Here is a 24173-nt window from a genome sequence, read left to right on the forward strand (position 1 = left end):
GCGTTTGAGGAGCGGGCGCCCGGGGCCGGCCCCCGGCAACGGCGCCCCGACCCTGCAACGGGCCTCAGCCCCGCCCGGGCTCCGCATCCAGCCGGGTGGCCACCCACGCCCCCACCAGCGCCACACAGGCCATCGGCAGGAACACCACCACGAAGGCACCGGGGTGCGAAGCCCCGCCCCCCTCCGCCACGGAGTGCGCCGCACCCACCGCTCCCCCGCCCAGCGCGGCGAACGCCGCGCCTCCGGCAGCGAGCAGCACCACGTTCGCCAGCGCATCCGAAATCTGCAGCGAGGCGGAGTTCGCCCCCGCCTCCTCCGGCGCCGAAAGTTTCAGCAGCAGCACGCTCGTGGAGCCGATGACGAGCCCCATCCCCAGGCACCCCAGCGCCCACACCAGCGCCAGGGCCCACACCGGCACCCACTCCAGGAGCACCGCCGGCGCCCCGGCGATCGACGCGGCGACCATGATCATGCCCAGCACCATCAGCCGTTCCCGGTACGGCGCCACCCGCCCCTGCGACTGCACCCACGAACCGGTCGCCCACGTCACCCCGCCCAGCGCGAGCGAGAACCCGGCCATCGTCGGGCTCAGCCCCCGCTGGGTGACCAGCATCAGCGGTACGAAGCTCTCCGCCGCGATGAACGATCCCGCCGCCACGCCCCGCAGCAGCACCACCGACGGCAGCCCGCGCCGCGCCAGGTAGGTCCCGCGCGGCAGCAGCCCCAGCACGGCGGGCACCAGCAGCGCGGCCCCGGCCAGCCCCGGCAGCAGCGACAGCCACCTCAAATCCTGGGCGGCGTACTGCAGCAGCCCCGCACCGGCCGAGATCCCGAGGGCGAGCCTGATCCGCCGCCGGTCGACGGCCACGGGCGGAGCCTCGGGGTCCACGGGTCCGGACGCACTCCGCCGTATCGCGGGCAGCGCCACCGCCAGCGGTACGAAGACCAGCGCGGGAATCCCGAGGAAGACCCAGCGCCACCCGAGGTGCTCGGTCACCGTCCCCGCGGCCAACGGCCCGACGATCGACGGCACGACCCAGCTCGCCGCGAAGGCCGCCATGATCGCGGGCCGCAGCTGCTCCTCGTAGGCCCGGCTGACGACCACGTAGAGCGCGACGATGACCAGCCCGCCCCCGAACCCCTGCACGGCCCGCCCGAGCACGAACATCCACATTGCCCCGGCGGTCCCGGAACACACCAGCCCGGCGGCGAAGGACCCGATCCCCACGGTCAGCGGCCGCAGCGGCCCCTGCCGGTCGGCCCACTGCCCGGAGAGCACCATCCCGAAGAGGCTGGTCGTGAAGTAGGCGGAGAAGGCGAAGGCGTAGAGCCCGATCCCGTTCAGCTCACGGGCGGCCACGGGCATGGCGGTCCCCACCGCGGTCGCCTCGAAGGCGATGAGAAAAATGACGGAGATGATCCCGATGCTGAGCGTCCGGTACGCGGGCCCGAGGATCCCGCCCTTCGGGTGGCCGGGTATCGGTGCGGCTGGTGCAGCAGCCCGCTGCGGGAGGACGCTCATCGCCCCAGAGTAAGGCCCGTACCTAGATTTCGACCCTGTCATTTCGACCGATCCCACCCCCTCCCCCAGCCCTAGGCCGAAGGTCCTACCCGCCCCTCTGTGAACGCGGCGTGGCAGTCACATTGCACCGCCCCCGCACCCCTTCCCCCGCCCTCCCCGCCCTCGTACGGTCATACACATCACCACCACCCAGCCGTGTGCCCGAGTGGTTGAGGGACTCGCCTGCAAAGCGAGTTACGCCGGTTCGATTCCGGTCACGGCTTCTAGCTGCCTGAACAGGCAAAACGAAGGGGCGGCACCCTCTGAGGGTGCCGCCCCTTCGGCCGTCCGTCTCAGTTCCCGCCTCCATCGGTGCTCTCCGCCGCGGGCTGCACCATCGCCCGGACGGCACAACCGGCCGCCCTCTCGGCCCGACCAAGACCGAGCAGACCGGAGACCCGGGACACGCGAGCGCCCGGGGCTCCAGCCTTCCTTGTTAGTTCTCCAGGGAAGTCGTGCTGTCGTCCCGCCCGGTGACGCGCCTGCGCCCCTCTGCGGCACTGTCGCCCGATGCGACCGAAGAGCGGCGCAGGACGAAGGCGACGATGCCCCCTGTGGCGGTGCCGATGGTGGCCACAGCGGTTGCCGCATCCGGCGCGACGGCGCCGGCGAGGACACCACCGCCGAGCATGAGCCCGGCCCCAGTAACGACGGATGCAATCAAAATCGGTCGCTTGCCGCGATTTACAGCACTCTGCGTGAGCGGCGTCACTGTGCGCCGCTGACGCCGGGCACTACGGTGAAACATGGGTATCGACCCTTTCCAGGCTCGACTGCACATACCCGGCGGCCCCCTGTTGGTAGCAGGGGGCCGCAGCCATGCCGGGAGGAAGGCTGCGACCAAAGGCCTTTGGGGACACCCCTGTTGGGGCGCTTGACCAACCGCTATCAGGGCATCCGGGGTCCCTTCAAGAAACGCGGTCTGCGCCACAGTTGTTCGCGAACCGGGCCAACCGGGCGCGCCGCGCGTCTTATTGACGCCGTAACGGGCGTATCGGACACGCTGCCACAAGGCCGCGATCACGAGGTTTCCGAAATAAGTCCGAATTGATCCGCGGCCTACCATCACTGCGCGCAGATGGCCAAGGCCCCCTTTTCGGAACCGCCGATTTCGAGTGATGCACCTCACACGCCGCCATCTCCCTGGCAGGTCAAGGGGTGCGAGCTCCACCCGCCATCGCGGTCCCGTCTGTGCGCATCTGGCCGGTGGCGCTCGACTCCACCGAGCAGCTCAGTAGCCGCGAATGACGGCATCGGCCGCGCCGTCATTCAGTTGGCCCGTCTCCGGCTCCGGCTCCGGCTCCGGCTCCGGCTCCGGCTCCGGCTCCGGCTCCGGCTCCGGCTCCGGCTCCGGCTTCCAGATCAGACCATCGACCTGGCGCGCCACATCGGTCCGCGCCGCGTCGACCACGTGCAGATACCGCGCGGCCATGGCCGTGGTCGACCCTCCCATGAGGCCCATCACGGCTCGCCCGGGCATCCCGAGGATGAGCAGCACCGTGGCCGCCGTGTGCCGTGCGTCGTGGAGCCGTCCGTCACGAACCTTCGCTTCCACGAGTAGGTCGTCCACTCCGCCCAGTCCCTCCGGTGCGAGGGGCTGAGTTCACCCAGGTGTGACCGATCGGATACTGCTACGACGAGACCTTCGACGTGGGCTGAGGCTGATCATCTTGAGCGAATACAACATCTACGCTGGCCACCGGCAGCCGCAGGCCCCCGTGGTCACCCTCGGAAAGACCCTGTGGGCTGACCTCGAAGCGGCCTTCGGCATCAGGTTCTCCGGTGACGCCGATGGGCACTTCCCCTCCTTCACCTGGGGGGACAACGAGCGCTGGCTGAGGGTCTGGGTCGCCGTGCCGCCAGACCTGGACGAGCCGCACCACTCCCACCCGGCCCGGGTCACTGCCAATCAGCCGGATTCGGGCGCCTGGGCCCACCGGGTCTTCGACGCCCTGGACGGAACGGGCCGGTACTCGCTGTTCATGATCGAGGACGCCGAGGACCTGGTCCGGACGAACTCGGAGCTCGCCCGCACCCAGTGGGAAGACCGCTGATCCAATGACCCGCAGCCGAAGATCTGTGCTTGTCCAGGAAGTGATTGGCGCGCCAGTACCGGCGGGAACCGTGCGAGGATCTCGCCGTGACCGGTGTGATCACGGCGTCGCAACCGTCCTGGATAGCCCCGTTCACCGGGCTGAGCCCAAGCCTGTTCGGCAAGTTGCTGACGACGCTGCGGCGTGAAGGCGCGGACGCGGTCCGCAGGGGCCGACCATGGAGCCTGCCGCTGGAGGACCGGGTGCTGCTGGTCGCCGCCTACTGGCGCACCAATTTGACCCTGCGCCAGCTCGCCCCGCTTTTTGGTGTCTCCAAATCCGCGGCCGATCGCATCATCAACCACCTCGGGCCCCTGGTGGCACTGCGGCCCCGCAGGCGGTTCCGCAAGAACACCGTGCTCATCGTGGACGGCACCCTGGTCCCTACCCGTGACCACACCGTGGCTGAACAATCCAAGAACTACCGATACTCCACCAACCACCAGGTCGTCATCGACGCTGACACCCGGCGCGTTGTCGTGGTCGGCCGGCCCTTGCCCGGCAACCGCAACGACTGCAAGGCATGGGATCCCTCCGGCGCCAAGGATGCCCCCTGGGCAACACCACCGTGATCGCTGACGGCGGCTACCGCTGCACCGGGCTGATCATCCCGCACCGCCGCGAGCGCCGCCCATTCGTTTGTTCGCCTGGCTTCCCTGGTACGAGCACGCCGGCCGCTCGCCGTCTCCCCCATCCGGCCCGTCCGCCGCGGCGACGGGGTAGGCCGGACGGGGGCTCCCGTCCGAGCGTGTGGGTGCCTGTGGACCTCGCGCGGAGCGGTACCCGGAGGGCGCGCGCTCTGCGTGCCACTGTGAGCGGGTGCGGATGTCGAGTGTGACGAGCCTCGCCTGCAGAACGGCCCTCCTGGCGGGTCTGTTCGTGACGGCGGTCGAGCTGATGCTCTTCGGAGCCGAGGACGTCGGCAGCGCCTTGACCTTCGCCGGCCGGATGACCGGGGTCGTGTTCCTGGCGGCGATGCTGTTGGAGTCGGCGGCATTCTTCGCTGCGGTCTCTGTCTTTGCCGGTGGCACGCCAAGGCATGCCGCCGCGCTGCTGGGGATCGGCATCCTGGTGTCGCTGGTCCTGAATCTCGTGCTGCTCACTCTCCAACTGGCCGACGGCGGCTACACCCACTACCTCTGGGTCTGGGGACTCCTCGCGCTGTGGGCTTTCTGGGCTCTTTGGTGGGAATGGGACCTTTGGAAAGGGGTATCGCGACCCCGTGGCTTTGCTGCCGGAGTGGTGGTCACCGCCATGGTGGCGATCGGCAACTTTGGTTACACCCAGGTCTACCAGCCCTACGTATCGACCGCGCTGCTCTCCACCTCTGTGGAATTCCTCGGCGCCACGCACGAGCCTGAAGAAGACAAGGTCGTCGTCACGGTGCGCCTACGCACCAAGAACATCGGGAAGGTGGGTGTCTACGCCCTCGGCTCCCTCTATCAGGTCAGCGGAAGGAAGCCCCGGTTCGTCACGAAGGCCCGAACCAAACGCGAACTGTTCCAGGACTGGGATGATCGGCAGCGCGATCTACTGCGCCATACCGATGTGCCGAAGAATGGATATCAGCTCCTGGCGCAGGGCCAGTTCACGGGGAGAGCCGGTTTGGTGGTCGTTCTCGAGCCAGGTAGCGAGATTGTCGCAGAGCGCGTTCTCGAGTTTCCGTACGGCGCGAAGTACGACGTGCTGGGAATCACCGCGAACATCGTCTATATGCGGAGAGACCGAGCGAAGCTGACCGATAACTTCGGAACCTCTGGACGCAGGCTGTGGGTGTCGAACGACACCTATCATCACTATGGAGCTCCAGCGCCACCCTCCTGGATTGCGCAACCCGGCGAAATCACCTACCGATTCAGGTCCCGCATCAAGCAGAGCAACTCGCTGCTCGAACACACCCGCCCTCCACATTACGTAACCCTCTGGTGGGTCGGGAGAGAGCCGCCATCGGAGTCCCCCTTCGGTCCTGAACTGACGGCAATCGTAGGACCGGAGGGTATGGAGCGGCCGGAGCCGACCGCCTCGGAGCGCCGACAGATGGCGGACACCTACGGGCTGTCCAACGCCCCGAGCGGTTACATGCAGAAGCCGCTTGCAGAACTGCTGCGATCAGCCTCCAAGAAGGGCTGAAGCCCCCGGAGACTTCGCGCGAGTCAGCGGCTCCGGCGCCGGACGGCGACTGCGGTCACGCCCCCACCGATGAGCACGCAGGCCCCTAGACCGAGCGCGATCCAGGCGAGGCCACCACTCCCCTCCGCCCCTGCCCCGGCCTGGGGAGCGCGGGCCGCCTGGCCGGAGGGGGAGGTGGAGGTGGAGGTGGAGGATGGCGCCGACGTGGCCTTCGCACCGGTCCCGCCGCCGGCTGCGGCGAGGTCGGGGAGCGGGTAGACGTCCGCGGGGCCGGGGTCGCCGGGGGTGGGCACCGCGATGCGGGGACGGACGGCGCCATAGCCAACGAAGTCGCTGCGCGCGGCCCCGCCGACGGGCTTGCCTGCCGTGTTGATGAGGACCCGGAGTACCTGATTGTTTGTCCACTCGGGGTGGGCAGACCAGACCAGGGCCGCCGAGGCGGAGGCGAGGGCGGTGGCGTCACTCGTGCCGTGGTTCTTGCACAGTTGAGTATCACTGGCGCAAGCCGTAACGATGTCGATGCCTGGGGCCACTAGGTCGACCTGGGGGCCATGCTGAGACTCCGCAGTCGTTTTTCCATCTGAGCCAACGGCACCAACACCTACCACGCCTGGCGTTGCAGCCGGGTAGAGGACACTGTTGCCTGCGTCGCCCTCATTGCCGACGGAAGCAAAGATCAATTTCCCTTTGGACAACGCGTACTTAACGGCGCCGAGCCGCTCAGGGTCGTCCTTGGGTAGCCCTAACGAGATATTGATGATCTTGGCCTCTGAGTCTGCCGCAAGCCGAATGGCCTTGGTCCAGGAGGGAGCGGTCTCACGGGACTCATGTGGCACCCGGATCGGGAGAATCTTGGCTCCCGGCGCAAGCCCAAACGACCCATCGCCACTGGGATGCTTTCCCGTTGCTGCGATCAACGCAGCCATAGTGGTTCCATGCTTCTCGTAGTCGGTGCGCTCGTCGCCCTCGTTTGCCGTGGCTAGGTCTATTCCGGGCAGGACTTGCCCTTCCAACTCAGGGATGCGACCGACACCTGTGTCGATTACAGCGACAGTGACCCCCTTGCCCGTGGTGGTCTCCCAGATCGCATCAGCCTTCATCGACGTGAGATGCCACTGCTGGGATCGAACGGTTTCCGCATGAGCCGGCGTCGCTGCAATCCCAGCCAGCAGGAAAGCGGCCAAGGCCGCCGTAGCCCTACGCGTACGCATCCCGTGCAACGCCCGCTCCACTCAGTCGATCACCGGCGGAACGACACGACCATCGCCCTGCCACGTTTCTTCATCCTCAGCCAGGTAGTCAGGACGCTCACCCTGCCGTCCGTCACCTCGCCGGCCCGGGGCATGTACACCCGCTCCGATGTGACCCATCGGACCACCAGCCGTACCAGTGCTGGGGCCACCACGAACCAGTCCTGAACCACCCGGAGTGAATGGCTGACCGCCCGCAATCGAGCGGCCGCCCGAGCCCAGATGCCCAACGTTGCCGCCCAGTTCGGTGGCGAGGCGACGCCCGGCCATGGAATTACCGGGACCGCCGTGCGTTCCGCCACCACCCATACCCATGCCGCCGCCCACACCCATGCCACGCCCGCCTGCCTCGGCTCCCTCACCACCAATGACCGTGCCACGGGAAATGCTCGTATCCGGCCCGCCGGGTGTGACCGGCCTACCACCGCTGATCCCACTGTCGCGTAGGTGCAGCCCTAGCCCTGCAACACCACCTAGTCCACCACCCTTCCCGCCAGCCCTGCCGGGGCCGGGAAGGGTCCCGCCGGGACCAAAGCCGCCCGGGCCGACATCACCGATCGGCTTCTGTACGCCACTGCCGGCCGGCAACGTCAGGGGTGGGACAAACCCACCGGGGGTACTACCCGGACTGCCACCGCCTAGTCCACTCGGCCCCAGGCCTCCGGGCATGCCCGGGGCCAGGGGAAGGGCCGCACTTGGCGTCGGGCCCACGGTGTCAAGATTGGTGCCAATGTTGCGGTCCGAGGGTGCCGCGATCGGTCCCGCCGACGGCTGGGGGACCAACGCTGGGCCCGAGTCAGACGACGAACCACTGGGGCTCACTGGTGACGAGGAGTACGAAGGACCACCTGCCCCAATTGCCCCCGGAGCAGCGCCTCCAATTACCCCCGGAGTAGCCCCTCCAGGCCGCTCGATTTGCTGCCCGCCATCTTTAGCCTCCGGGACAAACGTTGCCGGAGGTGGCGGAAACGTCGGAACCTCCGCCATCTCCATCCCAGTGGCCGCAGCCTCGTACCCCTGTGCCAGCTTCGTCATCTGCTGGATCGCCTGTTCTCGGTCGCCGCTCAGCTTCGAGTGCGCCTGCTGGCCGATCCGTTGTGCGTCGGGGTCGTTGTGGTACTCGCGGGCGGCCTTCAGGTTGGCCTCGGCCCCGGTGTCGTACGTCGGCATGTTGGCCTTGACCTCGATGACGACCTGGCCGGCCTGCGTCAGCTGCTTGCCGCCCTCGGCGCTGTACTCGCTCAGGCGCAGCGTCGCGTTGCCCGTGCGACTCACCCAGTCCTGGAAGGCCGTGGCGGATTCGCCTTCCCAGCCGGTCGCCCGGTGGTCCTTGAGGCTTTCACCGATGTCCTTCAGGACCGCCGCGGCGTCCGCCAGTTGGGCGCCGCGGGCCTTGAGAATCTCCGCATCGGCCGAGGCGAGCATGGCTAACAGCTGCTGGTGCGTGTGGCTCTCGAAGCTCGTCGCCATCAGAGACTCTCCACCTGCGCGGTTCCGGATCCAGCCGTCGGCGAAGCCGCACCGTGCGGGGGTGGCGGGGCCAACGGGTCGCGTTCCGGGACGTAGTTCGCGTCGGCCTGCTTGCTGATCGCCAGCATCCGCCGTTTGGTGTCCTCGTCCACGTCCCCGAAGCCCCGCCCCGCCGTCTGGATCGCGATGCCGAGCCCCTCGATCTGGTCAGCCAGCCCCTTCGACAGCGCGAGCAACTGCCCGTGCACGTTCGAGTAGGCCGTGAACAGCCTCTTGGCCTCCGCGAAGCCCTCGCCGAGGGAGGTTTCCGGGAGGGTGCCGTCCGCTAGTTGCCTGTCGCTCGCCGGGGAGCCGTCCAGCTTCGACAGGAGGCCGTCGACCCGGTTCTTGTAGTCCGTCAGCGACTCGTATTCGACCTGGAGCGCGACCAAAACCGCGGGCGAGGCCACGCCCACGCCGAAGTCCCGGCCTAACACGCCCGGCCCGTAGTCCACTGTCACGATGGCCTCCCCGACTCCACGACTCCCCGTTCGCACACGCATACGCATACGCACACGTGCCGCACCAACGTCCAGAGGAACTGTATCGACAGACGCCGACGGGACCCAAGTCCTGGGTTGCGGATGCAATCAGGGCCGGAGGGTCAGGAGTTGGGCGCCGCCACCGCCGCCACCGCCGCCGAGGGCCGGATCGGGAGCCTGTTGACCGGGCGGCCCGTGGCCGCGCGGACCGCCGAGGCCACCGCCGCGGGGGCCGTGACCACCGGGACGGCGCTCGCCGGCTTGGCGCCGAAGGGGGCCACCACGTCGCGTTCCTCGACGAGCTTGACGATGCGGACCGTCGGGGCGTCCAGGGAGGTGGGCAGGGCGTAGCCCGTGAGGTCGGGGTGGCGGATCAGGCCGGAGGCCGTGCGGAGGTTCTCCGTGAGGGCCGCGCCCACGCCCTGGATGACGCCCGCTTCGATACGGGCCGCCAGCTGGCGGGGGTTCAGGACGCGGCCCACGTCCTGGGCGACCGCGAGTTCCACGACGCGTACCGAGCCGAGCTCGATGTCCACGTCGACCACCGCGCGGATCGCGCAGAAGGCGAGGCCCACGAAGGCGTCGCCCTGGCCGTCCCCGTCCAGCGGCTCCGTCGGGTGGGGGCGGCACTGGGCCGTGGCCCAGAGTTCCTTGCCCTCCATCGCCTCCGCGACGGTCGTGGAGAAGGCTCCGTCGTACGAGGTGATCCGGCCGTCCGCGATCTGGAGGAGTTCGGTGGACATGCCGAGCTTGTGGGCCATCGGCTGGAGGAGCTGCGTACGGACCATCTTCGCGGCCCGTTCGACGGCGCCGCCCGAGACCCAGGTGTGGCGGCCGTGGGCGGCGGGGCCCGCCGGCGGCTGGTCGGTGTCGACCGGGGCCGTGACGACCTCGTCCACGCCGAGGGTCTCCTGGACGATCTGGCGGGCGAGCGTGGAGAAGCCCTGGCCGGTGTCGACGGCCGCGCAGATGACCGTCGCCGCCCCGCCGACGATCTTCACGGTGGCCGTGGACACCTCGTCGGTGCCCTCCGCGCCGAGCATGTGGACCATGCCGACCCCGTACCCGACTCCGCGCCGCACCGCGCCCGGCTCCCCGGCGCCCTCCAGGCCGCCGGGGAGCAGCCAGTCCTCCTCCGGGGTGTCCTTCGGGAGCGGCGGGAGTTCGCAGTCGCGGACGGCGCGCAGGAGTTCCGCCACGGGGGCGGGGCAGGTGACGGTCTGGCCGGTCGGGAGCAGGTCGCCGGTGGCCAGGACGTTGCGCAGGCGAAGTTCGGCGCCGTCGATGCCGAGGGCGGCCGCCAGCTTGTCCATCTGGCCCTCGTAGGCCGCGCAGACCTGCATGGCGCCTTCGCCGCGCACGTGCCCCGACGGGGGGTTGTTGGTGCGGACCGCCCAGCCTTCGACGAAGGCGTGCGGGACGACGTACGGGCCGCAGGCGAAGGCGACCGCCGCGGCGAGGGATTCCGAGGAGGCGTCGGCGTACGCGCCCGCGTCCATCAGGATCTGGGCCTCGACCTTGACCAGCCGGCCGTCCGCGTCCGCGTGGTGGCGGTAGCGCAGCAGCGTGGGGTGGCGGTGGGGGTGGCCGAGGAAGGACTCCTCGCGGGTGGCGGCCAGTTTGACCGGGCAGCCGGTGCGCAGGGCGAGCAGGCCCAGCGGGAGCTGGAAGGCGGCGTCCTCGCGGTCGGCCGTCGCGCCCGGGACCCCGGTGACCACGACCCGTACGCGGTCCGGTTCGAGGCCGAAGCAGGCGGCGGCCAGGTCGCGGTCGGTGTGCGGGTCGGTGGAGGCGGTGTAGATCTCCACGCCGCCGTCGGGGCGCGGCACGGCCAGGCCGGCCTCGGCGCCGATGGGGGCGGGGTCTTGGCGGCCGATGCGGTAGAGGCCCTCGACGACGACCTCGCCGGTGGCTTCGGGGTCGCCGTAGCGCAGCGGGATGTGCCGGATCAGGTTGCCGTCGGGGTGCAGGTCGGGGGCGCCGAAGGCCTGCTCGGGGTCGGTGACCGGGTCGAGGAGCTCGTACTCGACGGCGATCGCGGCGGCCGCGAGGCGTGCGGTGTCCGGGTGATCGGCGGCGACGGCGGCGATGGGCTCGCCGTGGTGGCGGACCACGTCGTGCGCGAAGACCGGCCGGTCGGCGATGCGGCGGCCGTGGGTGGTGGCGCCGGGGACGTCGGCGTGCGTGACGACGGCGCGCACGCCGGGCATCTCGGCGGCGGCGGAGGTGTCGATGGAGAGGATGCGGGCGTGGGCGTGCGGGGAGCGCAGCACGGCGGCCCAGAGGAGGCCCTCGGCCCACAGGTCGGCGGCGTAGGGGAAGGTGCCCTCGGTCTTGGCCCGGGTGTCGGTGGCCGGTACGGACGCGCCGATGCCGCGCGGGACCGCCGACTCCGAGGGGTCCGCGCCCTCGGGCACCGGTGTCGTGACCGATACCGGGACCGTCGCCGCGTCGTGGGCGCTCACGCCGTGCCTCCCTCGTGGTTGCCGTGGTTGCCGTGGTTGCCGTGGTTGCCGTTGCCAAGCATCCCGTGGTTCCCGTGGTTGCCCTGGTTCCCGTGGACGCCGCCCTCGCCCGGCGGGGCCTGGTGCGGGATCCGGGCCTCGGCGGACGCCGCGGCAGCCGCTTCGGCCGCCGATCCGCGCTCGGCGACGACCTCGCGGACGGCCTCGATGACGCCCGAGTAGCCGGAACAGCGGCAGAGGTTGCCGCACAGGGCCTGGCGGGTCTCCAGCTCGCTGGGGGCGTGGTTGCCTTCCAGCAGATCGTGGATGGTCATGGCCATGCCGGGGACGCAGAACCCGCACTGCACCGCACCCGACCTGCACAACGCCTCTTGTACGTCCGACAGTTCCCCGTCGGTCGCGAGACCTTCCACGGTCCGCACCTCGCTGCCCGCCGCGGTGGCCGCCGGGACGAGGCAGGAGGCGACGAGTCGGCCGTCGACCTGCACGGCGCAGGCGCCGCATTCGCCCTGCGAGCAGCCGTCCTTGGCGCCGGCGAGGCCGAGGCGCTCGCGCAGCACGTAGAGGAGGGACTCGCCGATCCACGCGCCGGTGACGGGGCGGTCGGCGCCGTTGACGCGCAGGACGTAGGAGGCCGACGGGTGCTCGTGCTGGGCGACGGCCGCGGCGTCCGCTCCATCGCCTCTGCCGGTGGGTTCTTCCTCGTACGTCGCCCCCTCGCCCGGAGCCCCTTCGGCCGTCTCCGCCGGTGCCGTCCCGACAGCCGGGTCGGCGTCGTCCGCACCCGGCGCGGGCGCGGCCCCGGCTCCGCCGCCGGCCGGCACGGCTCCGCCGTCACCCTGCTCCGCCTCCACGACCACGGCTCCGGCTCCGGCTCCGGCCTGATCCCCGGCTTCGCCCGCGACGGCCTCGGCCTCGCCATCACCCCGGGCTTCGTCACCCGCCCGGGCTTCGCCCTCGTTCCCCGGATGCTGCCGCTCCCCCGAGTCCGGGACCTGCGCCGGGCCGTGGGCGGCTTCGATGTCGTGCGGGGCCGGGTAGCCCGGCTCGCCGTCCAGCGGGGTACCGACCCCCGGGCCGCCCAGCACGCGCGGTCCGCGCCTCGGGGCCGAGGTGGAGCCGAAGGGGCCGCCGGCCGGTGCGAAAGCCCCGGGAAGCACCCCGGAGCCCAGCGGGTCCGAGCCCAGCGGGTCCGAGCCCAGCGGCGAACCCGGCTGGCCGGAGCCCGGACCGTCGGAGCCCGGACCGTCCCCGCCCGGCTGCTGCGCCGCGTACCCTCGCGCACCCTCGAAGTCCGGATGGGCCGCCCACGGAGCCGCGGCCCCGCCGGGCAGCGTCGCGGGGGCCTGGCTCCAGTCGGCCGAGGCCGCGAGCTGCCCGAAGCTGCCCGTGTCGCCCCCGCCGCCCGGGGTCCACACGTCGCTGGCCACCGCTTCGGGGAACCGCCACTCGGCGGTGGACCCCGGCTCGTGCACACCGGACCGGTTCCCCGCGAAGGGCTCCGCGAAGGGCTCCGCGAAGGACTCGCCGAACGGCTCCGCGTAGGACTCGGCGAAGGGCTCCGCGCGGGGCTGCCCGAAGGGCTCCGCGACGGGCTCGGCCACCGGCTCCGCCGCCGGCTCAGCGAACGCCGCGGCCACCGACGCCGGAATCGGCACCGACGCGGGGATCGGAGCCCGCGCCGCGGCCCCCGAAGTTCCCGCGGCCGCACCGGCGTCCGCCGGAGCCGCCGAACCCGCCTCCGGCCACTGCACCGGGATCGTCCACGTGCCCGTGGCCGCCGGATCCGTACTCCCGCTGCCCAGCGGCACGATCATCGGCGGCGGCACGTAGCCGTGCCCGGGGGCCGCGAGGGGCTCCCCGGTGCCGAGCGCGTCCAGCATGTCCTGCGGCAGTTTCACGAAGGCCGTCGCGTCGGAGTCGTACTCGCCGCCGTGCGGCACCGGCTCCCAGCCCCAGTGGGGTCCCGCAGGTCCCGTGGGACCCGCGGGGCCCGTGTTCTCGTTCTCGCTCATGAGCTCAGCGCCCTCCCCAGGGCCCTCCGTGCCAGCACGGCCACCGTCCGCCGCAAATGCAGTACTGCGGGAGCCACCGGCTCCCCCTGGTCGGGTACGCACGCCGCCGCGACGTACTCGCCGAACGCTTCCAGCGCCTCGGGGGCCAGACTGCGGTCCCCGTCCCAGTCGATCAACGAAGCGACCCACTGCTCGGCTTCCAGCGGCCGCAGCGGCATCGGGGCGACCGCGCCGATCGCGCAGCGCACACCCCGGCGCGCGGGGTCCAGCACGAGCCCGACGGACGCCACCGCGCGCCCCGGTCCCGTACGGCCCGTGGCCTTGAGGAACACCTGCGGCGCGTGCAGCAACGGCACCCGCACGAAGCCGATCAGCTCTCCGGGGCGGAGCATCTCCCGGCCGGCCAGCAGGTGCGAGACCGGGATCTCGCGCCGCGATCCGCCGGGCCCGACGATGACGAGTACGGCCTCCAGCGCGGCCAGCACGGGGAGCGCGTCACCCGTCGGCGCGGCCGTGGCGATGTTGCCGCCCAGGGTGCCGGCGTTGCGGATCTGCGGCGGGCCCGCGGCGCGTGCGGCGGCGGCCAGGGCCGGGATGAGGGCGGCGAAGTCCGGCCGGCCCATGCGCGCGTGCGTGAGGCCGGCGCCGAGCAGCGCGTGGCCGTCCTGGTACTGCCAGCCGCGGATCTCGTTGATCCGGCCGAGGCCCACGAGCGCGGCGGGGCGCAGGAGTCCCGCGTTGACGGCGGCCATGAGGTCGGTGCCGCCCGCCACGGGGACGGCGGCGGGCATGGCCGCGAGCGCCGCCACGGCCTCGTCGAGCGAGGCCGGCAGCGTCACGGACTGCTCCGCGTTCCCCGCCCGCGGGTCGCTGCGGGGCCCCTGGGACGAGTCCCGTGCCTGCGGTGCGTGCGGTGCGTGCGTGGTCAACCCAGCTGCCCCTTCCCGATGTCCCGGTCCCGGCGCTCACGCCTGTCCGCCGTACGGTACGTGCTCACCGCCGGGACGTGGCAACTCTGGCACATCTTCCGGAGCACCGGACGCGAGGGTCCACCGCCCGCGCACCACCGGCGACACCACCCGCGAAGCCCCGTGTGCGGCCCCCCTGCGGCCCCCGCACCACCCGCGCGGCACCGGCGTGATCCGGCCGGGACCGGGCCGCGATCCGGCCGTGACCGGGTCTCGCTCCGGCATCGATCCGGCCTCGATCCCGCGCGGGCGGCGCCGCGTTCCCGCCCCGGTGCCGCCGCCCCCGCCGCCGCCCCGGCTCATCCCCGCGGGGGGCTCGTCACACGTTCGGGGGCGCTCCCTCGATCGGGCGTCCGAGGACTCCGGGCCTGCGCTGCCACGGCAACGGGCCGCCCGGCGGCCGGTAGTCGACCCCGAGGGCGTCCAGGCGCCGGTAGTGCGCCGTCATCCGCGCCTCGAAGTCCGCGTAGTCCCGCTCCTCGGGCCGCGGCAGCCGGGACCACACCACCTCGGCGAAGGCCGCCAGGCGCGGGAACGTCTGGTAGTCGACGCGGCTCTGGTCCTCCATCACCTCGGTCCACACGTTGGCCTGCGCTCCCAGTACGTGGGTGGCGGCCTCTTCGGACAGCTTCGGCGGTACCGGCTCGAAACGGTACACATCCTCCAATGTCCGTACGTACCCGATGGGCATCGGCTCGTCCTCGCCGCCCGCCTGACGGTGGTCCAGGTACACCTGCTGCTCGGGGCACATCACCACGTCGTGGCCGGCCTCGGCGGCGGCGATCCCGCCCGCGTAGCCGCGCCAGGAGGACACGGCCGCTCCGGGGGCCAGTCCGCCCTCCAGGATCTCGTCCCAGCCGATGAGCCGGCGGCCGCGCTCGGCGAGCCAGCCGTCGAAGTGCCGGATGAACCAGGACTGCAGACCGTCCTCGCCGTCGACGCCCAGCTCGCGGATCCGCTCCTGCGCGACCTCGGAGGCCTTCCACTGCGCCTTGGGGCACTCGTCGCCGCCGATGTGCACGAAGGGCGAGACCTCTGCCGGGAACAGCTCCAGCAGTTCCTCGAAGACCCCCTCGTAGAACCGCAGGACGGCCTCGGTGGGCGCGAGCACGTTCTCGTTGATGCCCCAGTCGTCCCACACTCCGAGCGCGGCCGTGTCCACCACGTCGGTGTTCCCGAGCTCCGGGTACGCGGCGATCGCGGCCTGCGAGTGCCCGGGCACGTCGATCTCGGGCACCACCCGCACGTGCCGCTCGGCGGCGTAGGCCACGATCTCGCGGATGTCCTCCCGGGTGTAGAAGCCGCCGTGCGGCGTCTCGTTCCACAGCGGCGAGGCCCGGTGGCCCCGCCGGCTGCGGGCCCGCCAGGCGCCGACCTCGGTGAGCTTCGGGTAGCGCTCGATCTGCACGCGCCAGCCCTGGTCGTCCGTCAGGTGCAGGTGCAGCACGTTGAGCTTGTGGGCGGCGAGCAGGTCGATGTAGCGCAGCACCCCGTCCTTGGGCATGAAGTGCCGGGCCACGTCGAGCATCAGCCCGCGCCAGCCGAAGCGGGGGCCGTCCAGGAGGTCCCCGACCGGCAGCCGCCACACCGCGCCGGGAAGCGGCGCCCGCCGGAAGGCGTCGGGCCCGAGCAGCTGACGCAGCGTCTGGGCGGCGTAGAAGAGGCCCGCCGGGTCGGCGCCCTCCAGGAGGACGAAGCCGGGCGCCACGTGGAGTTCGTACGACTCCGCCCCGGTCCCCCGCGCGATCCCGGGGCGCAGCGCGAGCCGGATCACCGGGCGTTCGCCGTACGCCTCCCCGCGGACCGGGGCCGGCAGCGTCCAGCCGGTGGCGTCGCCGAGCTCGCGGCGCAGCCAGCGGGCCGCGCCCTCGGTGCCGGGCGGGGCGTCGAGGAGCGGGTCGGCGAGCTCGCAGGTGCCGCCGTCGGGCAGGAATCGCGCGTACCGCGGCCGCGGGATCAACTCGGGCATGGCCTCGACTCCTTCACCGTTGCACCAGGCGCAACGTACGTTTCACAGGGCGCTGACGCGGCGACCCTAACCCGCCCCGGGGGCACGGAAAAGGCCCCCGGTGCGCACGTCTGCGCACCGAGGGCCTTCGTCCCGCTCCAGGAGGGCCGGACGGCTGCTACTTCCCGTCCTTGCCGCCCTTGTCCTTGTCCCCGCCGGGGCCCATGGACTCGTAGATCTCCTTGCACATGGGGCAGACCGGGTACTTCTTCGGGTCCCGGCCCGGCACCCAGACCTTGCCGCAGAGCGCGACGACGGGGGTGCCCCCGAGCGCGCTCTCCATGATCTTGTCCTTCTGGACGTAGTGGGCGAAGCGCTCGTGGTCGCCGTCGCCGTGGGACACCTGCGGCGTCGGCTCTACGAGGGTCCCCGTACCAGTCCCGCGATCGGGCTCAAGAGTGCTCATGACTGCCAGGGTACCGAGTCCCTCGCGCGCGAGGGATCCGTGGCGGGCGCCCCGGCCGCGGGCTCAGTTCAGCGACGGGTCGTCCGCGTACGTGGCCACCATGGCCAGGTCGCTGCGCTGGCGCCGCAGCACCGCGCGCCAGAGCCGCTCGGGGTCGGGGAAGGAGACGTCGCCGGGCTCGGAGTCGACCACGTACCAGGCGCCCACGCCCAGTTCCTCCTCCAGCTGCCCCGGGCCCCAGCCCGAGTACCCGGCGAAGATGCGCAGGCCGCCCAGGGCCGCCGCGAGGAGTTCCGGCGGGGCCTCCAGGTCCACCAGGCCGATCGCCCCGTGCACGCGGCGCCAGCCGAGCGGTCCCTCCTCGCCCGGGATGACGGCCAGGCCCAGCGCGGAGTCCAGCGCCACCGGGCCGCCCTGGAAGACCACTCCGGGGTCCTTGGCCAGCGGAGCCCAGGGCAGCAGGACGTCACCGACGCCCACCGGGGTGGGGCGGTTGAGGACGACGCCGAGCGAGCCCTGGTCGTCGTGGTCGAGCAGCAGCACCACCGCGCGGTCGAAATTCGGGTCCGCGAGGGCGGGGGTGGCCACGAGCAGCCGCCCTGTGAGGGAGGACACCTCGGTCATGGCGCCATGGTCTCGCACATTCGCCCGCGAGGGGGAGTGGGCGGCGCATCCGGAACGTACGCAGCTCAGGGCGCACGGCGGCAATTCGGGGCGCGTACGGGCCGCCGCGCGGACCCCGGGCGGAAGGAGACGCTCCGCCACCTGGCGGGCACCCAGGGTGTTGTACCGAATTCATGACAGTCCTACGGCCCCGTCAGCCTTACGAACAGGGGGGTCATGCCCCTTACCCTTTTCACTGGCCCCCCTGCCCACCCCTCTCCGGAACGCGAGATTCATGACCGGCATCAGTGACGATGTACTGCTTGTCCACGGCGGAACTCCGCTCGAGGGCGAGATCCGTGTCCGCGGCGCGAAGAACCTCGTACCCAAGGCGATGGTCGCGGCCCTGCTCGGCAGCGAGCCCAGCCGGCTGCGCAACGTCCCCGACATCCGGGACGTCCGGGTCGTGCGCGGGCTGCTCCAGCTGCACGGGGTGACCGTCCGCCCCGGTGACGAACCGGGCGAGCTGGTGCTCGACCCCTCGCACGTCGAGAGCGCGAACGTCGCGGACATCGACGCGCACGCGGGCTCTTCGCGGATCCCGATCCTCTTCTGCGGCCCGCTGCTGCACCGCCTCGGCCACGCCTTCATCCCCGGCCTCGGCGGCTGCGACATCGGCGGCCGGCCGATCGACTTCCACTTCGAGGTGCTCCGCCAGTTCGGCGCGACCATCGAGAAGCGCGAGGGCGGTCAGTACCTGGAGGCCCCGCAGCGACTGCGCGGCTGCAAGATCCGCCTGCCCTACCCGTCGGTCGGCTCGACCGAGCAGGTGCTGCTGACGGCCGTCCTGGCCGAGGGCGTCACCGAGCTCAGCAACGCCGCCGTCGAACCGGAGATCGAAGACCTCATCTGCGTCCTGCAGAAGATGGGCGCGATCATCTCCGTCGACACCGACCGGACCATCCGGATCACCGGTGTGGACCGCCTCGGCGGCTACAACCACAAGGCGCTCCCGGACCGGCTGGAAGCCGCCTCCTGGGCCTCCGCGGCCCTCGCCACCGGCGGCAACATCTACGTGCGCGGCGCCCAGCAGCGCTCGATGATGACGTTCCTGAACACCTTCCGCCGGGTCGGCGGGGCGTTCGAGATCGACGACGACGGCATCCGCTTCTGGCACCCGGGCGGCCCGCTCAACGCCATCGCGCTGGAGACGGACGTCCACCCCGGCTTCCAGACGGACTGGCAGCAGCCGCTGGTCGTGGCGCTGACCCAGGCCGCCGGCCTGTCGATCGTCCACGAGACGGTCTACGAGTCCCGTCTGGGATTCACCTCCGCGCTCAACCAGATGGGCGCGCACATCCAGCTCTACCGGGAGTGCCTGGGCGGCAGCGCCTGCCGCTTCGGCCAGCGCAACTTCCTGCACTCGGCCGTCGTCTCGGGGCCCACCAAGCTCCAGGGCGCCGACCTCGTCATCCCGGACCTGCGCGGCGGGTTCTCGTACCTGATCGCGGCGCTCGCCGCCGAGGGCACCTCGCGGGTGCACGGGATCGACCTGATCAACCGGGGCTACGAGAACTTCATGGAGAAGCTCGTGGAACTGGGCGCCAAGGTCGAGCTCCCGGGCGGCGACCTCGTCTGACCGGCGCTCCGGTACGCCGGTACGCCGTAGATCCACGCAGACCGACCCAGAACGCCCCCACAGGCCCCGTACGGGGCCTGTGGGGGCGTTCTGGCTCCCGGAGGCCACTCGTGGTGCCGGGAGCGCCGAGAGGCGGCCACCCGGTGCCGGGCGGCCGCCTCTCGCGTACTACGTACTACTGCGTACTCCTGCCGTCCCGGGGGCCGGTGAGGCCCTCGGCACAAGGGCGGACTACTTGCCCTTGGCGGCTTCCTTGAGCTTGGAGCCCGCGGAGACCTTCACGCTGTAGCCGGCCGGGATCTGGATGGGGTCGCCGGTCTGCGGGTTGCGCGCGGTGCGAGCGGCACGGTGGGTGCGCTCGAAGGTCAGGAAGCCGGGGATGGTGACCTTCTCGTCGCCCTTGGCGACAATCTCGCCGACGGTCTCGGCGAGCGCGGCCAGAACGGCGTCGGCGTCCTTGCGGGTCACCTCGGCGCGCTCGGACAGAGCGGCCACCAGCTCACTGCGGTTCATGTTGTACTCCCGTGTTCAACGTGCCTTAGAGGCGTGAGATCGAAGCCGATGCTGCCAGGGCCCTAGGACAGTCCCCGGACCCGGGTCTGACGTCAGACCCTCTCGCCCGGTTACGCATCCTGCCCCCACCACCGGCGGGAAAGCCAATCCGGCACCCACCGGGGTCACACGAAAAGCGCCACAGTCACGCCGCGGTGACGCTCCGTCCGCACCAGAAGGCGTCCGGATGGGTGTCCGGAGACGCGGACCGCGGGCCACGCGGGCATCCCCGCAACCCTATGGGCGGCCCGGGGGGCCCGCATCCCGCGACGCGCCGGGGATCAGACGGAGGTGGGCGGCGTCACAGCCGCGGAGGCCGCCTTGCGGACGGCTCCTGCGACCGCGCCCGCGACCTTGTCGTTGAAGACCGACGGGATGATGTAGTTCGCGTTCAGCTCGTCCTCGCCGACCACGTCGGCCAGGGCGGTCGCGGCGGCCAGCATCATGTCGGTGTTGACGGTGCGCGACTGGGCGTCCAGCAGGCCGCGGAAGACACCCGGGAAGACCAGCACGTTGTTGATCTGGTTCGGGAAGTCGGAACGGCCGGTGGCCACGACGGCGGCGGTCTGGCGGGCGATCGCCGGGTCCACCTCGGGGTCCGGGTTCGCGAGCGCGAACACGATCGCGCCTTCCGCCATGGCGGCCACGTCATCGCCGCTGAGGACGTTGGGGGCCGAGACGCCGATGAACACGTCGGCGCCGACCACGGCCTCCTTCAGCGTGCCCGTGTAGCCCTCGGGGTTGGTGTTGTCGGCGATCCAGCGCAGCGGGGAGTCCGCGGCCGCGTCGACGAGGTCGGGGCGGTCCGCGTGCACCACGCCGTGGATGTCGGCGCTGACGGCGTTCTTGACGCCCGCGGCGAGGAGCAGCTTGAGGATGGCCGTACCGGCGGCGCCGGCGCCCGACATGACCACCTTGACGTCGCCAACGGCCTTGCCCACCACGCGCAGTGCGTTGGTGAGGGCGGCGAGGACCACGATGGCGGTGCCGTGCTGGTCGTCGTGGAAGACGGGGATGTCGAGGGCCTCGCGCAGCCGGGCTTCGATCTCGAAGCAGCGGGGCGCGGAGATGTCCTCGAGGTTGATGCCCGCGAAGCCCGGGGCGATCGCCTTGACGATGGCGACGATCTCGTCGGAATCCTGGGTGTCGAGGCAGATCGGCCAGGCGTCGATGCCGGCGAAGCGCTTGAAGAGGGCCGCCTTGCCCTCCATCACGGGCAGCGCGGCCATCGGGCCGATGTTGCCGAGGCCCAGCACGGCGCTGCCGTCCGTCACGACTGCGACGGAGTTGCGCTTGATGGTCAGGCGCCGGGCGTCCTCGGGGTTCTCGGCGATCGCCATGCACACCCGGGCCACGCCCGGGGTGTAGATCATCGAGAGGTCGTCGCGGTTGCGGATGGGGTGCTTCGACTGCATCTCGATCTTGCCGCCGAGGTGCATCAGGAAGGTGCGGTCGGAGACCTTGCCGAGGCTGACCCCCTCGATCCCGCGGAGCTTCTCGACGATCTCGTCGGCGTGCGCCGTGGACGTCGCGGCGATGGTGACGTCGATACGGAGCTTCTCGTGGCCGGATGCGGTCACGTCGAGGCCGGTGACCGAGCCACCGGAGGACTCCACGGCGGTGGTGAGCTGGGAGACCGCGGTACCGCTCGCGGGGACTTCCAGACGGACCGTCATCGAGTACGAGACGCTGGGCGCCGTTGCCATGGCCGTGTTCCTCTTCTGTCCCTGGTTCTGTACACACAGGGTCCCGCGCTGCGCCGCCGAGAACATGGCAGGACTGGCAGGACCTGTTGTCCGATCGTCCCACCTACCAGCCGGTACAAGGTAACCAGCTACAAATTTCGGAAGAACTCTTCCACCATACGAGATTTCCGGGGTCTGCGGAATGGGTGGCCCATACAAAAAGGTCCGCGCCCCCCACTGAGTGGAGGACGCGGACCTGGTGCTTCCTACGTCTGCGACACCGACCCGCCATGCTCGCCTCGCGGCAAGTGGTCGCTCTAGGCGACTAAGGTTGGGCCCGGGGGCTTGGATCGAGTCGGTGCCGTAACCCAGGCTAACAAAGGTTCGCCGGAAGTGATCCCCCCACCGCAGACCGGTTGCGGGGACCACGCCCTTGGCCGCCGACCAACCGGCCCTACGACGGGCCCGATGGCTGCAGCAGCGCCGCGACCCCCTCCGCGTCCGGGGCGTCCCGGTCCGTGGAAATCACCGTCAGCTGCTGCGTCGCACGGGTCAGGGCCACGTAGAGCACCCGCAGACCGGCCGGGGACTCGTCCGCGATCTCCGCCGGGGAGACGACCACCGTGGCGTCGTACTCCAGGCCCTTCGCCTCCAGGCTGCCCAGCGCGACCGCCCGCTCCCCCAGGTCCGCGAGCCAGCCCGCGGCCTCCGCGCGCCGGTCCATGGCCACGACCACGCCGACCGTGCCGTCGACCTGCTCCAGCAGCCGCCGGGTCTCCTCCACGACGGTGGAGCGCAGATCCCGCGTCACCGCCGTGAAGCGCGGCCGCAGGCCCGTGGAACGCACCGCCGTCGGCGGCTCCGTGCCCGGCGCCGCCAGCTTCAGCACCCGCGAGGCGACCTCGGCGACCTCGGCCGGGTTGCGGTAGTTCACCGTCAGGGTGAACTTGCGCCGCGGCCGCGTGCCCAGCGCCTCGTCGCGCGCGGCGGCCGCCTCCTGCGGATCGGTCCACGAGGACTGCGCCGGGTCACCGACCACCGTCCACGTGCCGCCCCGGCCGCGGCGGCCGACCATCCGCCACTGCATCGGCGTCAGGTCCTGCGCCTCGTCGACGATGACGTGCGCGTACTCGGTGCGCTCCGCCGCGAGCCGCTCGGCCCGCTCCCACTGGGTCTCCTCGCGGGTGGGCATCAGCTCCTCCAGCCCGCTGAGCTGGTCGAGCGGATCCATCTGCCGCTTCTTCTTGGGCCGCGCGGGCGCGCCCAGCAGCTGATGGAGCTCGTCCAGCAGCGCCACGTCGTGCACCGACAGGGCGCCCTTGCCGTCCGGGCCCACCCGGCGCAGGGAGCGCGCCACCTGACGGGTCTCGCGCGGGTTCAGGTCCCGGCGCGACCAGCGCGACAGGCGCCGCTCGTCCGCCATGGACGCCAGCACCCCGCGCGGGGTCAGCTCGGGCCACCAGGCGTTCAGGAAGTCGATGAACGCGTCCTCCGTCGAGATGTCCTCGTCGAAGGCGGAGCGCAGCTCGGCCGCGAGCTCCGGGTCGCTGTGCCGGCCGGCCCCGCCGGACTTGGAGTACAGCGCGTCCAGCAGGAGCTTGCGGGCACGCGGGCGCAGCAGGTTGACCGGTGCGGTGCCGGACAGGACGTTCTGCCGGATCCGGTCGAGGTCGGGGGCCTCCAGCTCCTGGCGGCGCCCGAAGGCCACCACGCGCAGCCGGTCGGGGGCGGGGGTCCCGCCGGGACCGCCGAACTCCAGTGCCCCCCGTACGGCCTTGCGCAGCACCTTGAGCATCCGGGACGAGCCCTTGACGCGTGCGGTGGACGGGTCGTCGTACGTGGTCGCCTCGGCCCCGTCGACGAGCGAGCCGAGCGCCCGGATGGCGACCTGGCCCTCCTCGCCGAGGGAGGGCAGGACGCCCTCGGTGTAGGCCACCAGCAGCGGGGTCGGGGAGACGATCAGGATGCCTCCGGAGTAGCGCCGGCGGTCCTGGTAGAGCAGGTAGGCGGCACGGTGCAGGGCGACGGCGGTCTTGCCGGTGCCGGGTCCGCCCGCGACCTCGGCGACCGAGGCGGCGGGCGCCCGGATGACGAGGTCCTGCTCGGCCTGGATGGAGGAGACGATGTCGCGCATCGAGTGGGTGCGGGCCCGCCCCAGGGCGGCCATCAGCGCGCCGTCGCCGATGACGGGCAGTTCGTTCCCGTCGAGGAAGGCGGTCACCTCGGGGCGCATCAGGTCGTCCTCGACCCCGAGCACCTTGCGGCCCTTGGAGCGGATGACGCGGCGGCGTACGACGCGGCCCGGCTCCTTGGGGGTGGACCGGTAGAACGGCGCGGCCGCGGGGGCGCGCCAGTCGATGACGAGCGGCGCGTAGTCGGAGTCGAGGACTCCTATGCGGCCGATGTGGAGCGTCTCGGCGATATCGGCCGTGAGGTCGGTACGGATCGCGTCGTCGGCGGGCTCGACGGAGGTGAAGGCTCCGTCGGGGCCCCGCTCCCCGTCCTTGCCGAGGACCAGGTCGATGCGGCCGAACAGGAAGTCCTCGAACTCGTTGTTGAGACGGTTGAGGTGGATCCCGGCGCGGAACACCTGTGCGTCCCGTTCCGCGAGGGCGCCGGGCGTGCCGACCTGGCCACGCTTGGCGGCGTCGTTCATCAGGAACTCCGCCTCGTGGATCTTCTCCTCAAGGCGTCGGTACACGTGATCGAGATGCGTCTGCTCGACCGCGATCTCCCGATCGCGGACGGAATCCGCCGTGCTGTCGACAGCGGCATTCTGCGCGGCCACCAAGGCCCCTTTCTGACGT

Annotated in this window: 17 protein-coding genes, 1 tRNA gene and 2 pseudogenes; 5 read left to right on the plus strand and 15 right to left on the minus strand. The window is 71.5% G+C overall.

Translation table 11 applies throughout. The features are described 5' to 3' along the window. Nucleotides 1–64 precede the first annotated feature (64 nt). Complete coding sequence (locus ACFYM0_RS25580) at nucleotides 65–1522, minus strand: MFS transporter (protein ID WP_388505295.1); 1458 nt, start codon at nucleotides 1520–1522, stop codon at nucleotides 65–67. A 191-nt stretch (nucleotides 1523–1713) separates the two neighbouring features. Here ACFYM0_RS25580 and ACFYM0_RS25585 point away from each other — a divergent pair. Then, nucleotides 1714–1785: transfer RNA gene (locus ACFYM0_RS25585), tRNA-Cys, on the plus strand. Nucleotides 1786–1997: 212 nt separating this feature from the next. On the opposite strand, the gene ACFYM0_RS25590 is transcribed toward ACFYM0_RS25585, so the two are convergent. Both ACFYM0_RS25590 and ACFYM0_RS25595 read right to left on the minus strand, forming a co-directional pair. Next, complete coding sequence (locus ACFYM0_RS25590) at nucleotides 1998–2225, minus strand: hypothetical protein (protein ID WP_388505298.1); 228 nt, start codon at nucleotides 2223–2225, stop codon at nucleotides 1998–2000. A 567-nt stretch (nucleotides 2226–2792) separates the two neighbouring features. Further along, a pseudogene (locus ACFYM0_RS25595) lies at nucleotides 2793–3160 on the minus strand (hypothetical protein); the annotation flags it as partial. Between the two features lie 71 nt (nucleotides 3161–3231). On the opposite strand from ACFYM0_RS25595, the gene ACFYM0_RS25600 reads away from it, so the two are divergent. The 3 genes and pseudogenes from ACFYM0_RS25600 to ACFYM0_RS25610 all read left to right on the plus strand — a co-directional run bounded on the left by ACFYM0_RS25600 (nucleotide 3232) and on the right by ACFYM0_RS25610 (nucleotide 5784). Continuing rightward, nucleotides 3232–3615, plus strand: a complete 384-nt coding sequence (locus ACFYM0_RS25600; protein WP_388505301.1) for a hypothetical protein — start codon at nucleotides 3232–3234, stop codon at nucleotides 3613–3615. Nucleotides 3616–3701: 86 nt separating this feature from the next. Beyond that, nucleotides 3702–4492, plus strand: a pseudogene (locus ACFYM0_RS25605) (transposase family protein). Then, nucleotides 4489–5784, plus strand: a complete 1296-nt coding sequence (locus ACFYM0_RS25610) for a hypothetical protein (RefSeq protein ID WP_388505304.1) — start codon at nucleotides 4489–4491, stop codon at nucleotides 5782–5784. The pseudogene ACFYM0_RS25605 and the gene ACFYM0_RS25610 overlap by 4 nt, the downstream one beginning before the upstream one ends. Nucleotides 5785–5807: 23 nt before the next feature. On the opposite strand, the gene mycP is transcribed toward ACFYM0_RS25610, so the two are convergent. The 9 genes from mycP to ACFYM0_RS25655 all read right to left on the minus strand — a co-directional run bounded on the left by mycP (nucleotide 5808) and on the right by ACFYM0_RS25655 (nucleotide 17511). Further along, nucleotides 5808–6968: a type VII secretion-associated serine protease mycosin gene (gene mycP / locus ACFYM0_RS25615; protein WP_388505307.1), complete on the minus strand. Its 1161-nt coding sequence runs from the start codon at nucleotides 6966–6968 to the stop codon at nucleotides 5808–5810. Between the two features lie 48 nt (nucleotides 6969–7016). Beyond that, entirely contained in the window at nucleotides 7017–8504 is a 1488-nt protein-coding gene (locus tag ACFYM0_RS25620; protein ID WP_388505310.1) for a WXG100 family type VII secretion target, read from the minus strand. Further along, the gene (locus ACFYM0_RS25625; protein WP_388505313.1) at nucleotides 8504–9004 is read right to left on the minus strand and encodes a hypothetical protein; all 501 of its coding nucleotides are present in this window, start codon (nucleotides 9002–9004) and stop codon (nucleotides 8504–8506) included. Before ACFYM0_RS25625 ends, ACFYM0_RS25620 begins: the two co-directional genes overlap by 1 nt. Before the next feature lie 143 nt (nucleotides 9005–9147). Then, entirely contained in the window at nucleotides 9148–11442 is a 2295-nt protein-coding gene (locus ACFYM0_RS25630) for a xanthine dehydrogenase family protein molybdopterin-binding subunit (RefSeq protein ID WP_388505437.1), read from the minus strand. Nucleotides 11443–11486: 44 nt separating this feature from the next. Beyond that, nucleotides 11487–13505 carry a (2Fe-2S)-binding protein gene (locus ACFYM0_RS25635; RefSeq protein WP_388505316.1) on the minus strand — a complete coding sequence of 673 codons (2019 nt, stop codon included), beginning with the start codon at nucleotides 13503–13505 and terminating at the stop codon, nucleotides 11487–11489. Further along, nucleotides 13502–14434, minus strand: a complete 933-nt coding sequence (locus ACFYM0_RS25640) for a xanthine dehydrogenase family protein subunit M (protein WP_374323622.1) — start codon at nucleotides 14432–14434, stop codon at nucleotides 13502–13504. Before ACFYM0_RS25640 ends, ACFYM0_RS25635 begins: the two co-directional genes overlap by 4 nt. 358 nt (nucleotides 14435–14792) lie before the next feature. Continuing rightward, entirely contained in the window at nucleotides 14793–16442 is a 1650-nt protein-coding gene (locus tag ACFYM0_RS25645; protein WP_388505319.1) for a beta-N-acetylhexosaminidase, read from the minus strand. Nucleotides 16443–16599: 157 nt separating this feature from the next. Beyond that, nucleotides 16600–16887 (minus strand): DUF3039 domain-containing protein, encoded by a 288-nt coding sequence (locus ACFYM0_RS25650; RefSeq protein WP_243337322.1) that lies wholly within the window; start codon nucleotides 16885–16887, stop codon nucleotides 16600–16602. A 63-nt stretch (nucleotides 16888–16950) separates the two neighbouring features. Next, on the minus strand, nucleotides 16951–17511 hold the full coding sequence (locus tag ACFYM0_RS25655; RefSeq protein WP_388505322.1) for a YqgE/AlgH family protein: 561 nt from the start codon (nucleotides 17509–17511) through the stop codon (nucleotides 16951–16953). A gap of 274 nt (nucleotides 17512–17785) precedes the next feature. Here ACFYM0_RS25655 and murA point away from each other — a divergent pair, with 274 nt between their 5' ends. Further along, complete coding sequence (gene murA, locus ACFYM0_RS25660; RefSeq protein ID WP_327252982.1) at nucleotides 17786–19129, plus strand: UDP-N-acetylglucosamine 1-carboxyvinyltransferase; 1344 nt, start codon at nucleotides 17786–17788, stop codon at nucleotides 19127–19129. Nucleotides 19130–19360: 231 nt separating this feature from the next. Here the strand turns inward: murA and ACFYM0_RS25665 are convergent, their stop codons facing one another. From ACFYM0_RS25665 to ACFYM0_RS25675, 3 genes are all read right to left on the minus strand, one after another. Continuing rightward, the gene (locus tag ACFYM0_RS25665) at nucleotides 19361–19642 is read right to left on the minus strand and encodes an HU family DNA-binding protein (RefSeq protein WP_007264399.1); all 282 of its coding nucleotides are present in this window, start codon (nucleotides 19640–19642) and stop codon (nucleotides 19361–19363) included. 320 nt (nucleotides 19643–19962) lie between these two features. Next, on the minus strand, nucleotides 19963–21387 hold the full coding sequence (locus ACFYM0_RS25670) for an NAD-dependent malic enzyme (protein ID WP_388505326.1): 1425 nt from the start codon (nucleotides 21385–21387) through the stop codon (nucleotides 19963–19965). Between the two features lie 433 nt (nucleotides 21388–21820). Beyond that, nucleotides 21821–24154: a HelD family protein gene (locus ACFYM0_RS25675; protein WP_388505329.1), complete on the minus strand. Its 2334-nt coding sequence runs from the start codon at nucleotides 24152–24154 to the stop codon at nucleotides 21821–21823. Between the last annotated feature and the right edge of the window lie 19 nt (nucleotides 24155–24173).

The sequence above is a fragment of the Streptomyces sp. NPDC006487 genome, from assembly GCF_042870555.1.
GTDB lineage: Bacteria > Actinomycetota > Actinomycetes > Streptomycetales > Streptomycetaceae > Streptomyces.

Excerpts from the sequence above, each read along its gene's own strand:
- ACFYM0_RS25665 (WP_007264399.1), bottom strand. The coding sequence starts at position 19,642 with ATGAACCGCAGTGAGCTGGTGGCCGCTCTGTCCGAGCGCGCCGAGGTG.
- ACFYM0_RS25655 (WP_388505322.1), bottom strand. The coding sequence starts at position 17,511 with ATGACCGAGGTGTCCTCCCTCACAGGGCGGCTGCTCGTGGCCACCCCC.
- ACFYM0_RS25670 (WP_388505326.1), bottom strand. The coding sequence starts at position 21,387 with ATGGCAACGGCGCCCAGCGTCTCGTACTCGATGACGGTCCGTCTGGAA.
- ACFYM0_RS25580 (WP_388505295.1), bottom strand. The coding sequence starts at position 1,522 with ATGAGCGTCCTCCCGCAGCGGGCTGCTGCACCAGCCGCACCGATACCC.
- ACFYM0_RS25645 (WP_388505319.1), bottom strand. The coding sequence starts at position 16,442 with ATGCCCGAGTTGATCCCGCGGCCGCGGTACGCGCGATTCCTGCCCGAC.
- murA (WP_327252982.1), top strand. The coding sequence starts at position 17,786 with ATGACCGGCATCAGTGACGATGTACTGCTTGTCCACGGCGGAACTCCG.
- ACFYM0_RS25650 (WP_243337322.1), bottom strand. The coding sequence starts at position 16,887 with ATGAGCACTCTTGAGCCCGATCGCGGGACTGGTACGGGGACCCTCGTA.
- ACFYM0_RS25635 (WP_388505316.1), bottom strand. The coding sequence starts at position 13,505 with ATGAGCGAGAACGAGAACACGGGCCCCGCGGGTCCCACGGGACCTGCG.
- ACFYM0_RS25620 (WP_388505310.1), bottom strand. The coding sequence starts at position 8,504 with ATGGCGACGAGCTTCGAGAGCCACACGCACCAGCAGCTGTTAGCCATG.